Source organism: Cryobacterium zongtaii, from assembly GCF_002909375.1.
Classification (GTDB): Bacteria; Actinomycetota; Actinomycetes; order Actinomycetales; family Microbacteriaceae; genus Cryobacterium; species Cryobacterium zongtaii.
In genome coordinates, this window is sequence record NZ_PPXD01000033.1 from 53,502 (window position 1) to 65,936 (window position 12,435).

A 12,435-nucleotide genomic window follows, 5' to 3' on the forward strand; every position below is an offset into this window, starting at 1 on the left:
CGGACCGTCCGGCTCAGCCACCTCGTCGGTCGAGCTTGTCGAGACCCGGGATCTCGACAAGCTCGATCAGCGGTGGGGCTCGATCAACGTGTGGTGCGGTGGGGTTGTTAGCCGGGCGGGGCGGCGGCGGACTTGCCGACGACGACGGTCACGGTGCCGCCGGGGGCGGTGGGGGTGCCGGCGGCAGGCGCCATCGAGAGCACCTTGCCGTTCTGGCTCGCGTCGGTCACCGGCTGCTCGCTGGCCACCACCCCGAAACCGCTCAGCGTGCCCTTTGCCTGGTCGAGAGACTGCCCGACCACGTTCGGCAGCAGAATCTGGGAGCCATTGCTGGAGTACACCGTGACGGTGGCTCCGGTGCTGGTGCTGGCGCCGCCAGCTGGGTCGCTGCGTGAGACGGTACCGGCCGGCAACTCCGAGTCGGTCACGCCGCCGTCGAGGAAGCCGAAGCCGGCGGCCTCAATGGTCTCGCGCGCCGCATCCACGCTCTGGCCGCGCACGTCAGGCACGGTGACCTGCACCCCGCGGATGAGGTTGTTGGCGGCCTGCTCGAACTCGTCGCCGCCGTACTTGGCATTGGCCACGCTCATGATCTCCGGCCAGATGCGGTGCCGGGCGGTAGCCGCCTGGCCGCTGTCGAAGTACACGTTGCGCTGGTTGGTGTCGAAGCCGGTGACGCTCACCACGCCCACCACGGTGGCGACCTTGGTGCTCGCCCCGCTCATCCAGGTGTCCTTGCTGCCGTCGGTGGTTCCGGTCTTGCCGATCATCGGGGAGCGCGGGGAGGTGTTGCGATAGGAGACTCCGGCGGAACCCTGGGTCATCACCCGTTCCATGGCGTACGCCATGCCGGCGGCCACCTCGGGCTCCACTGACGCGGTGCAGGTCGACACCGGCGCTGGGATCTCGACGCCGTCGGCGCCGATGATCCGGTCGATCACGATGGGGGTGCAGGTGGTGCCCTTGTTGGCGATGCCGGCGAAGGCCACGGCCATGCTCAGCGGCGCGATCTCGTTGGTGCCCAACACTGAGGAGGCGCCCTTCTCCAGCGGGTCGCCGTTGGCCCGGTGTACGCCGAAGGACTCGGCGGTGTCACGGATTTTGCACAGGTCCAGGCGCTTGGCCATACCCATGAAGCCGGTGTTGATCGAGTCGATGGTCGATTCCAGGGCCGAGTAGTTGCGGCCGGCCTCGTTGGAGTCGTTGCGCGGGTTGTAGGCCCCGAAGTTCTGCGGGCCGTCGCAGTAGTCCTGGAAGGTGCCCCAGTTGGACTTGCGTGCCGAGTCGACCCGTTCGCCGAGCGGATGGCCCTCCTTGAGCCATTCGGCCAGGGTGAAGACCTTGTAGGTGGAGCCGGGCTGGAAGCCCAGGGAGCCGCCCTGGTTGAAGTCGGTGTTGTAGTTGATGCCGGTGTACTCCGGGCCAGGAGCAACCTCCAACTGGGTGTAGATCTTGTTCTGCGCCATCGTGAGCACCCGGCCGGTGCCAACCTCCACGCTGGTCGCCACCGCTCCCACGTCCCAGTCCTCGAACGTCATCGGCACGTTCTCGGCGATGGCCGCCTCGGACGCCAACTGCAGCTCGATGTCGAGGGTGGTGTAGATCTGGTAGCCGCCGCGACGGAAGTTCGTCATGCGGGTGTCTTCGTCTGCGCCGAAGGTGGGATCGGTCTTGAGCTGGTAGGTGACGTAGTCGCAGAAGTATGCGGCGCCGCCGGCGGTCTGGCAGCCGGTGCTGGGCTCGGTGATGGCCGGTTCGATCGGGCTGGCGACGGCGGCGTCGTAGTCGGCTTGGTTGATCTTCTTGTGCTTGAGCATCTCGCGCAGGATGTAGTCGCGGCGGTCCTTGTTGGCGGCGTACCCGTTCGCGGCGCCGTTGGTCTCGCTCTCGGGCTCGTCCAGGCGGAACTTCTCAGGGTTGTTCACGATCGCGATGAGGCTCGCGGCCTGCGGCAGGGTGAGGGTGGCGGCGGTGGCCGAGAAGTAGTACTCGGCCGCGGCCTGGATGCCGTACACAGTGCCCCCGAAGCCGGTGATGTTCAGGTAGCCCTGCAGGATCTCGTCCTTGCTGTACGCCTTCTCCACCCCGATGGCCAGCCGCATCTCCTTGAGTTTGCGTTCCTCAGTGGGGTCGGTGGCCTCCTCGAAGCAGGCCTGAAGCTCGTCCGGGTCGGGCATGACCTCGCACTTTTGCACCAGCACGTTCTTGACGTACTGCTGGGTCACCGATGAGCCGCCCGAGGTGGGCCCGCCGGTGAACTTGGCCAGCGCCGCCCGCATGGTGCCCTGCAGGTCGATTCCGCCGTGTTCGCGAAACCGGGGGTCCTCACCGGCGACGACGGCGTCCTGCACGAACAGGTTCATGGCCGCCAGAGGAACTTCCACCCGGTTCTGGTCGTAGAACGAGGCGAGCTCGTAGGGGACTCCGCTGTTCGGCACCGCATAGATGGTGCTCACCTGCGACAGCTCGTCGATCTTGAGGTAATTCGGCAGGTTTTCGAAGGCGTTGATCGTGCTGCTTGCGGCCAGACTCGAGATTGCAAGCGCCGGGGTGATCCCGACAGCAATCAGCAGGCCGGCGACCGCGCTCATCGCCACGAATCCGACGAGTCCCCCGATGACGCCGGAAAAAGTTCTTTTGGTTTCCCCCATAAGAGCGAGCCTAGGGGATCGCCGGGGGACCCGGACGAGCTAAGCCACCCCAGAAGGGGGTCGTGGCTACGCGGCGGTGAGGGTGAGCAGGGTCGCCTCCGGCGGGCAGGCGAAGCGCACCGGCGCGTAGATCGAGGTGCCCAAACCCGCGGAAACATTGAGGTACGCGGTGCGCAGCCCCACACTCCACAGGCTGAGCCCCTTCACCTGACGGCGGGGAATATCACAATTGGTTACCAAAGCGCCGAACTTCGGCACGCACACCTGACCACCGTGGGTGTGCCCGGCCAGCATCAGCTGGGCGCCGTGGTTGATGAAGGAGTTGAGTACCCGCTGGTACGGGGCGTGCACCACACCCACGGTCAGCGTCGAGCGCCGGCCGGCCGGTTCTTCGGGGTCCGGCCAGGTCTCCTCGGTGAGCGGGTCGTTGCCGCGCATCTCGTCGATAGCGCCGGTGATCAGGTCGAGCCGGTCCCGGCGGATGTGCGGGTCATCGACCCCGAAGATCTCCAGGTGGGTGCCGTTGATGTCCAGCGCTTCCGCGGCGTTGTTCAGGTCGGTCCAGCCGAGGTCGGCGAACACCCGGTGCAGGTCGTCGGTGTCGAGCTCGACGTGCCGGCTGCGCAGCATCGACGGGCCGCCGAAGTACTTCAGCGGGTTCTTCGGCTGCGGGCCGAAGAAGTCGTTGGAGCCGTTCACGAAGATGCCCGGGATGCCCTTGAACGGTTCGAGGGCGTACTCAACGCCCGCGATGCCGTCTTCGTGACCCAGGTTGTCGCCGGTATTCACGACGAGGTCGGGCTTCAGCGCGGCAAGACCGCGCACCCAGTCCTGCTTGTCGCGCTGCCACGGGGCCATGTGCAGATCGGAGAGGTGCAGCACCGTGATCGGGTCGGACCCGGGCGCGAGCACCGGAACCGTCACCTCACGCAGGGTGAACCGGCGGCGTTCCACGAGGGAACCCCAGGCGAACGCCGCCAGCCCCGCCGTGGTCACGGCGGCGGCGGAGGCGACGATGGCGCGTGCGGCGCTCAACCTGCCGCTCCCATCTTGCCCACCACGAGGGCGACCGAGCTGCCCCGGGAGGCCGGGGTGCCGGCGGTCGGGGTCATCGCGATCACCTTGTTGTTCTGGTTGGGGTCGGTGACGGCCTGGTCGGTGGTCGTCACGGTGAAGCCGGTGAGCGTTCCCCTGGCCTGATCGAGGCTCTGGCCGGTCACGTCGGGCAGCAGGATCTGGTTGCCGTTGCTGGAGAACACCGTGATCGTGGCGCCGTTGCCGGCCGACGCGCCGGAGGCGGGGTCGGTGCGGGCCACGCTGCCGGCGGGCAGCTCGGAGTCGATCACGCCGCCGTCGGCGAACTCGAAGCCGGCGCCCTCGAGCGCGGCCTGGGCATCCGCCGTCGACTGGCCACGCACGTCGGGCACGGGCACCTGAGCGCCCTGGATGACGTTGGTCGAGGCCTCAGAGAACTCGTCTCCGCCGTACTTGGCGTTGGCGACGCTCATGATGTCCGGCCACATGCGGTGCCGGGCGGTGGCCGCGGAGCCGCTCTCGAAGGCGTAATCGCGGGACCGCTGGTTGGCCTCACCGGTGACGGCGACGACGCCCACAACGGTGGCGACCTTGCTGCTCGCGCCGGTCATCCAGGTGTCCTTGGCGCCGTCGGTGGTTCCGGTCTTGCCGATCATCGGCACCTTCGGGTAGGTGGAGTCGTTGGACTGGGTTGCGGAGCCCTCGGTGAGTACCCGCTTCATGGCGTACGCCATGCCGGCGGCCACGGATGGCTCAACCGACTGCTTGCAGGTGGACGTGGGCGGTGCGATCTCGGCGTCGTCCGGTCCGACGATGCGGTCGATGACCACGGCCGAGCAGGTCTTGCCGGCGTTGGCGATGCCGGCGAAGGCCACGGCCATGCTCAGCGGGGCGATCTCATTGGTGCCGAGCACCGAGGAGGCACCCTTCTCGAGCTCGCCGCCATCCGCCCGGTGCACCCCGAAGGACTCAACGGTGTCGCGGATCTTGCAGAGGTCAAGCTTCTTGGCCATTCCGATGAAGCCGGTGTTGATCGAGTTGATGGTCGACTGCAGGGCGGTGTAGCCGGTGCCGGGCTCGTTCGCGTCGTTCTTCGGGTTGTAGCCGGGGAAGGTCTGCGGCCCGTCGCAGTAGTCCTGGAAGGTGCCCCAGTCGCTCTTGCGGGCGGAGTCGACGCGTTCGTTGAGCGCGTGACCCTCCTTCAGCCACTCGGCGAGGGTGAAGACCTTGTACGTGGAGCCGGGCTGGAATCCGCTCGAGCCGCCCTGGTCGTAGTCGGTGTTGTAGTTGACGCCGGAGTACTGGGCGCCGGTGGCCTGCACCTCGGGGTCCTGGCTGTAGGTCTTGTTCTGCGCCATCGTGAGCACCCGACCGGTGCCCACCTCAACGCTGGTGGCCACAGAGCCAACGTCCCAGCTGGCGGTCTGCGGCACGTTCTCGGCCATGGTGGTCTCGGTGGCCAGCTGCAGGTCCAGGTCGAGGGTCGTGTAGATGTCGTAGCCGCCTCGACGGAAGTTCATCATGCGGGTGTCTTCGTCTTCGCCGAAGGTCGGGTCGCTCTTAAGCACGTGGGTGACGTAGTCACAGAAGTAGGCGCTGCCGCCGGCGGTCTGGCATCCGGTGCTCGGCTCGGTGATGGTGGGCTCGATCGGGGCCGCGATGGCCACGTCGTACTCTTCCTGGCTCACCTTTTTGTACTGCAGCATCTCGCCCAGGATGTAGTCGCGGCGTTCCTTGTTGGCGGCGTAACCGTTCGCGGCGCCGTTGGCCTCGCTCTCGGGCCGGTCCAGACGGAACTTCTCCGGGTTGTTCACGATGGCGATCAGGCTGGCCGACTGGGACAGGTTGAGGTTCGCCGCGGTGGTGTTGAAGTAGTAACCGGCGGCCGCTTCGACGCCGTACACGCTGCCGCCGAACAGGGTGATGTTGAGGTAGCCCTGCAGGATCTCGAGCTTGCTGTATTCCTTCTCCACGCCGATGGCCAGACGCATCTCCTTGAGCTTGCGCTCGGGAGAGGTTTCGGTGGCCTCGTCGTAGCAGGCGTCCAGCTTGTCCTGGTCGTTGAGCACCTCGCACTTCTGCACGAGAACGTTCTTGACGTACTGCTGGGTGATGGACGATCCACCCTGGGTGCCGCCGCCGGTGACGGTGGACAGCGCGCCGCGAATGGTGCCCTGCAGGTCCACGCCGCCGTGCTGCTCGAAGCGAGGGTCCTCGCCGGCGACCGCGGCATCCTGCACGTCCTGGCTCATGCTCTCGACCGGCACTTCGACGCGGTTCTGGTCGTAGAACGACGCCAGGGCGAACGGGGCGCCGTTGCCGTCGATGGCGTAGATGGTGCTCTTCTGGGAGAGCTGATCGACCGTGAGGTAGTTGGGCAGGTTCTCGAACACGTTGATCGTGTTGGTGGCCGTCATGCCCGATACGGCGAGGGCGGGGGTCACGGCAACGGTGACGAGGACACCGGCGACGGCGCTCATCCCAATAAAGCCCAGGAGGCCGCCGAGCGCTCCACTAACCGTACGTTTTTTGGCAGACATACAATTGAGCGTAAGGGACACAACCTGAAAAATCGCCTGAATCGGAGCCGCATGACTGCCTGGGAATACCTCACCACCCCGCTGATGATCCACAACACAGCCGCCATCCTCAACAACTGGGGCTCGGAAGGTTGGGAGCTTGTGCAGGTCGTCACCGGCCCGGAAGGTGGACTTGTCGCCTACCTCAAGCGCCCCGTCGCCGGCTCGACCGGCGCCTGATCGTGTCGCAGATCGAGGCCCGTCTGGCCGAACTGGGCATTGAACTCCCGACGGTGGTGCCGCCGGTGGCGTCGTACGTTCCCGCCGTGGTGAGCGGGTCGCTGGTGTTCACCTCCGGCCAGCTGCCGATGGTGGCCGGGGTGATGCCGGCCACGGGCAAGGTTGGGGATGGCGCGGGCCTCGTGTCGGCCGCGGACGCCCAGGGCTACGCCCGGCAGTGCGCGCTGAACGCGCTCGCCGCCATTCAGAGCGTGATCGGCTCGCTTGACCGGATCACCCAGGTGGTCAAGGTCACCGGGTTCGTCGCATCCGCCCCGGACTTCACGGGCCAGCCCGGCGTGGTCAACGGTGCCTCCGATGTGCTCGGCGAGATCTTCGGCAGCATCGGTGTGCACGCCCGCTCCGCGGTGGGCGTGGCCGTGCTGCCGCTGGACTCGCCCGTCGAGGTGGAGCTGACCGTCTCCTTCGCTTGATTTCACCGTCGCGAGCTGTGACTTAAGCACCTTCCCAGAGCGTTTTTCGGTGCTTTTCTCACAGCTCTCGACGTTGTCGTACAGCCTCGGGGCGCGGATGCCCGGCCGAGAACCTGGCGCCGACCCGACCCGCCAGCGTCTGCGCGGGCAACTCCACCCAGCGGTACATCAGCTGGGCAAGCACCAGGCTCAGCGGCACCGAGACCAGCGCGCCCCACCACCAGTGCTCCGGCCCGAACAGCTGCGCGAAGGTCACCACGATGGGGAAGTGCACGAGGTACAGGCTGAAGCTGATGGTTCCGAGCCAGGCCAGCAGGCGCCCGCTGAGCATCCGCTGCACCGGCGGCCACAGCGCCACGGTCGCCACGATCAACACCGCGCCCGGCACCCGCAGCGACAGGGCCACGCTGTTCCACGGCTCGGTCAACGCCGGCCGCAGCAGCCAGTACGCGATGAGCAGCACCGGCCCGAGCACGGCGATCGCCGCCCAAACCAGGGTTCCGCCGCGCCGACTGACCAGCCGGGTCGACCAGGCCAGGAGTGACCCGTGGTTGGCCGCGAGCAGGGCACCCAGGCCGAACGCCGGCAGGTACATCAGCGGCTCGATCTTGAGCAGGTACCCCGCGGTGGACGTGGCCAGCAGCAGCGCCACCCAGGCCAGGGTCCACCGGCGGGTGGCCACGGCGAAGATCACGCCGATGGGCAGCAGCAGCGAGAACCACATCTCCCAGGCCAGCGACCAGAGCGGCGGGTTGACGTCGGGCCGGCCGGTGAAGCCCAGGATGCTGGCTTCGCGCAGCAGGTTGCCGATGCCGAGGTCGGGGCTGCCCTGCTTGGCCATCCACGCGCCGCCGGCGCCGGTGCGCGGCACGAGCAGGATCCACGCGGCGGCCAGGCCCACCGAGACGACCACCGGGATGGCCAGCCGGACGATGCGGCGCGGGTAGTACGCCAACCAGTCGTAGCCGGGTGCCTCCGCAGCCGGCCGGGTCCACTGCAGGCGCCGCAGCGGGGTGAGCACCAACACGAACCCGCTGAGCACGAAGAACACCAGCACGAACTCCGGGCCGGCGAAGAGGATCTTCAGCGGCGACAGGGTGACCCACCAGGCGGGGGAGAACACGGCCACGTCGGCGCTGGAGGTGTACGCGGCCGAAATCGACGGCGCGGTCATCGACACGTGGTGCACGAGCACGATCACGGCGGCGACCCCGCGCAGGGCGTCGAGTCCGCCCATCCGGGTGCGGGAGTTATCTCGAGACATTTCGCCCACGGTATGGGGCGTTCGTGAACGTTTACTCCGAGCGCACCCGCCCGAAGGCTCGCGAGCTGTGAGAAAAGCACCTTCCCGGGCGTTCGGAAGGTGCTTGACTCACAGTTTGCGAGCGAGGAGCGCGGCTAGCGCATGCTCTCCGAGATGATCTGCATGATCGAGGTGTCGGCGAGGGTGGTGGTATCGCCGATCTCGCGGCCCTCTGCCACATCGCGCAGCAGCCGCCGCATGATCTTGCCCGAGCGGGTCTTGGGCAGCTCGTTCACGATGTGGATCTCCCGCGGCCGGGCGATCGCCCCGATCTGCAACGTCACGTGCGCGCGCAGCACGGCGCTGATGTCGGCGTGCGACGCCGCATCCGTCTGGCTGAACTTGATGATCACGAACGCCACCACGGCCTGCCCGGTGGTCTCATCGTGCGCGCCCACCACCGCGGACTCGGCCACCATGGGGTGCGCCACCAGCGACGACTCGATCTCGGCGGTGGACAGCCGGTGCCCGGAGACGTTCATCACGTCATCGACCCGGCCGAGCAGCCAGATGTCGCCGTCGCGGTCGAGCCGGGCGCCGTCGCCGGCGAAGTACAGCGGACCGTTCGGGGCATCTTGGAACTTCTCCCAGTAGGTCTCGATGAAGCGCTCCGGGTCGCCCCAGATGCCGCGCAGCATCGACGGCCACGGTTCGGTGACCACGAGCAGGCCGCCGTTGCCGTGCCCCACGTGCTCGCCGTCTTCACCGATCACGTCGATGGAGATGCCGGGGATGGCGACCTGCGCCGCGCCGGGCTTGGTCTCGGTGAGGCCGGGCAGCGCGGAGATCATGATCGCGCCGGTCTCGGTCTGCCACCAGGTGTCCACCACCGGGGTGATGTGGTTGCCGATCACCTCGCGGTACCACATCCACGCTTCCGGGTTGATCGGCTCACCGACAGAGCCGAGCAGGCGCAGGCTGGTCAGGTCGAACTTCTGCGGCTCCTGTCGGCCGATTTTCATGAACGTGCGGATGGCGGTGGGCGCCGTGTACAGGATGCTCACCTTGTGCTTCTCGATGATTTCCCACCACCGGCCGGGGTGCGGGGTGTCGGGGGTGCCCTCGTAGAGCACCTGGGTGGCGCCGTTGGCCAGCGGCCCGTAGACCACGTAGCTGTGGCCGGTGATCCAGCCCACGTCGGCGGTGCACCAGAACACGTCGGTCTCGGGCTTGAGGTCGAAGACGTTCTTGTGGGTGAAGGCCACCTGGGTGAGGTAGCCGCCGCTGGTGTGCAGGATGCCCTTGGGCTTACCGGTGGTGCCGGAGGTGTAGAGGATGAACAGCGGGTTCTCGGCCGGGAACGCCTGCGCCTCGTGCTCGCCGGAGACGGCGGCGAGCTCCTCGTGCCACCACTTGTCGCGTTCGTTCCACTCCACGTCGCCGCCGGTGCGGTTCACCACGAGCACGGTGCGCACCGAGGAGTCGCCACTGGCCAGGGCCGCGTCGACCGCGGGCTTGAGCGGGGTGGCCCGGCCCTTGCGGTAACCGCCGTCGGAGGTGATCACGACCACCGCTTCGGCGTCGTCGATGCGGGAGCGCAGGCTCTCGGCGCTGAAGCCGCCGAAGATCACCGAATGCACGGCGCCGATGCGGGCCACGGCGAGCATCGCCACGACGGCCTCGGGGATCATCGGCAGGTAGATGGCCACCCGGTCGCCGGCGCGCACGCCGAGGCCGAGAAGCACGTTCGCGGCACGTTTGACCTCCTCGGTGAGCTCTGCATAGGTGATCGAGCGGGTATCGCCCGGCTCACCCTCCCAGTGCAGCGCCACCCGGTCGCCGTTGCCGGCGAGCACGTGCCGGTCGAGGCAGTTGTACGCCACGTTGAGCTCGCCGTCGTCGAACCACTTGGCGAACGGCGGATTGGTCCAGTCGAGGGTGCGGGTGAACGGTTTGTGCCAGTGCAGGAGGTCGCGGGCCTGCTCGGCCCAGAAACCAAGCCGATCTGCTGCGGCATCCGTGTAAAGAGCCTCGGTCGCCACTGATGTCGCGGCAAACTCCGGAGACGGCGGGAATCGGCGGCTTTCGTGGAGAAGATGGTCGATTTGCACGCTCATGATGGTTCGCTCCTTTGCGAGTTCAGGCGGTGGCGGGGCGCCGCGGCGGACCCGTCCCTGAACCCTACACGGCGGATACGCCCGTTCCGAGGACAAATTTGCCCGGAAGAACGGCCGGTTTTCTGCTCTGGATATTTTTGAAATCGTGCTCTCACGGGCTCATATTTTCGTGTCCTCATTTAGGGGGACCCGGAGGACTTGCGGATCTGATTTTCCCAAGTATGCTTATCAATGTCTGAACGAAAGTTTTGACCTGTGGTGTGTTGGTTCCCCCCAATCAACGCACTGCCGAGGCGGCACCTGTTCCCCCCAATAGGTGCCGCCCCCCTCTTTTAACAGCACGCTCTGCGCCTCTCAACGACGCACCCGTGCTTTCCCCGCCCGGCTCTGGCGCCCCCCGCGTGAACCGTGCAAACTGCGTGACCCGCTGTACCGCAATATCGCTGTATCGGCCCCCTCCAGGCAGAACCGTTGCCCGGCCGGACAACTGCGCCCCGCACACCGGGCGCAGAAGTCCGTCCGGGCAACAGTTGTCTCTGCACCCTGCCCGCTCCCGCCTCGTCGGTCGAGCTTGTCGAGTGCCCCGTGGCGCGCGTGTGTGCCGTGCACCGCCGCTCCTCCACAGCCCCGTCCTCACCGGCCACCGCACACCACCGGATGCGCCACGGCGCCCGCACCCGCCCGCCCGCTAACGTGCCCGCATGCCAGAGCCCTTCGTCGCGGTGCCCTCCTTCCTCAACCGGTCCAGCGCCCTCACCGTCAGCACCGACCCCGATCGGGCAACGCACGGGGGAGAGCGGCCGCAGCCCTCCTATCCAGCCACGTGGCTGGACGCCGAGACACACCCATCTCGCGACCGCGCCCTTGACCGCAGCCTCGACCCCATCCCGCCGCTACCTCCCCGCACCGACCTCTCCGTGCTCGGTCCGCTCAGCCGGTTCGCCCGCGACCCCGCCGTCACCGACCTCTTCGTGAACGGGGATGCCGGCCTCTGGCTCGACGCCGGACGTGGGCTGGTACCCGCGCCGGACTGGCACGGGGACGATCGGAGCATCCGTGACCTGGCGGTGCGGCTGATCGCCCTGGGCGGCCGGCACATCGACGAAGCCAGCCCCTGCGTCGACGTGCGGCTGGCCGACGGCATCCGGGTGCACGCCGTGCTGCCCCCGGTATCGAGCACCGGCACGCTGCTGTCGATTCGGTTGCCGCGAACCGAGCGGCTCAGCCTCGACGCCCTCGCCGCCGGCGGCCTGTTCGGCCACGGTGAGGACGCGGCCGCCCAGCTGGGCCGGTTGCGCGCGGCGGTGCTCGACCGGGAGAACCTGCTCGTGACCGGTGCCGCCGGCAGTGGCAAGACCACCCTGCTCGCCGCGTTGCTCGGCGAGGCGCCCGCGGCCGAACGCATCGTGGCCATCGAGGATGTCGCCGAGCTGCGCATCAACCACCCGCACGTCGTGGCCCTGGAATCCCGGCAAGCCAACCTCGAGGGCGCCGGCCGCATCGGCCTGGACAGCCTGCTGCGCGAGGCGCTGCGGATGCGTCCGGACCGGTTGGTGCTCGGCGAGTGCCGGGGCGTGGAGATCCGTGAGCTGCTGGCCGCCCTGAACACCGGGCACGACGGCGGCGCCGGCACCCTGCACGCCAATTCCCTGGCCGACGTGCCTGCCCGGCTCGAGGCGCTCGGCGCGCTCGCCGGGATGAGTCCGGCGGCGGTGGCCCGGCAAACGGTGAGCGCCATCGGGCTGGTGCTGCACCTCGAGCGCCGGGACGGCCGGCGGCGCCTGGCACAGGTGGGCCGGTTCACCCTCGACGCCGCCGAGCGCCTCGCGACGGTGCCCGCGTGAGCCGCCGACGCGCCGCGCCGCCGCCGCCGATCGAGGAGGTGGCCCGCATCGCCGAACGGCTGGCCGTGCTGCTGTCGGCGGGGGTGTCGCCGGTGTCGGCATGGGACTACCTGCTGCCGCCCGGGCCGATCGGCCGTTCCGCGGCGGCCGACCCGTCGGCGGCCGGCCATGCCGATCCGTACGACCCGTCAGTGGCAGGCCGTGCCGAGCCACCCGGGCCGCCGGCGGCGCGGTGGACCCGCCGCGCGAAGGCCCGGGCCGATGCCGAGCGGGCGCAGCACAGCATCCTGGCGGCCGCGGGACGCGCCGCCCG

The 12,435-nt window shown here is 68.3% G+C and carries 9 protein-coding genes; 4 read left to right on the forward strand and 5 right to left on the reverse strand.

The features are described 5' to 3' along the window. Positions 1-107: 107 nt before the first annotated feature. The 3 genes from C3B61_RS19325 to C3B61_RS19335 form a co-directional block, all read right to left on the reverse strand. Positions 108-2,651, reverse strand: a complete 2,544-nt coding sequence (locus tag C3B61_RS19325; RefSeq protein ID WP_103462073.1) for a transglycosylase domain-containing protein — start codon at positions 2,649-2,651, stop codon at positions 108-110. 66 nt (positions 2,652-2,717) lie between these two features. Then, the gene (locus tag C3B61_RS19330; protein ID WP_103462074.1) at positions 2,718-3,686 is read right to left on the reverse strand and encodes a metallophosphoesterase; all 969 of its coding nucleotides are present in this window, start codon (positions 3,684-3,686) and stop codon (positions 2,718-2,720) included. After that, positions 3,683-6,166, reverse strand: coding sequence for a transglycosylase domain-containing protein (locus C3B61_RS19335; RefSeq protein WP_244286014.1), 2,484 nt, complete (start codon positions 6,164-6,166; stop codon positions 3,683-3,685). Before C3B61_RS19335 ends, C3B61_RS19330 begins: the two co-directional genes overlap by 4 nt. Before the next feature lie 111 nt (positions 6,167-6,277). Between C3B61_RS19335 and sp36 the strand changes: the two genes are divergently transcribed. Both sp36 and C3B61_RS19340 read left to right on the forward strand, forming a co-directional pair. After that, positions 6,278-6,445: a Sp36 family protein gene (gene sp36, locus C3B61_RS19840; protein ID WP_165787876.1), complete on the forward strand. Its 168-nt coding sequence runs from the start codon at positions 6,278-6,280 to the stop codon at positions 6,443-6,445. A 2-nt stretch (positions 6,446-6,447) separates the two neighbouring features. Then, positions 6,448-6,918, forward strand: coding sequence for a RidA family protein (locus C3B61_RS19340; protein ID WP_103431543.1), 471 nt, complete (start codon positions 6,448-6,450; stop codon positions 6,916-6,918). 58 nt (positions 6,919-6,976) lie between these two features. Here the strand turns inward: C3B61_RS19340 and C3B61_RS19345 are convergent, their stop codons facing one another. Together C3B61_RS19345 and acs are read right to left on the reverse strand one after the other, a co-directional pair. Further along, positions 6,977-8,182: an acyltransferase family protein gene (locus tag C3B61_RS19345; RefSeq protein WP_103462076.1), complete on the reverse strand. Its 1,206-nt coding sequence runs from the start codon at positions 8,180-8,182 to the stop codon at positions 6,977-6,979. A gap of 134 nt (positions 8,183-8,316) precedes the next feature. Next, complete coding sequence (gene acs, locus C3B61_RS19350) at positions 8,317-10,278, reverse strand: acetate--CoA ligase (RefSeq protein ID WP_103462077.1); 1,962 nt, start codon at positions 10,276-10,278, stop codon at positions 8,317-8,319. Between the two features lie 701 nt (positions 10,279-10,979). Between acs and C3B61_RS19355 the strand changes: the two genes are divergently transcribed. Continuing rightward, positions 10,980-12,122 (forward strand): TadA family conjugal transfer-associated ATPase, encoded by a 1,143-nt coding sequence (locus tag C3B61_RS19355; protein WP_103462078.1) that lies wholly within the window; start codon positions 10,980-10,982, stop codon positions 12,120-12,122. Next, on the forward strand, positions 12,119-12,435 hold a 317-nt coding region (locus tag C3B61_RS19360), incomplete at its 3' end, for a hypothetical protein (protein ID WP_208858868.1). The genes C3B61_RS19355 and C3B61_RS19360, both read left to right, overlap by 4 nt.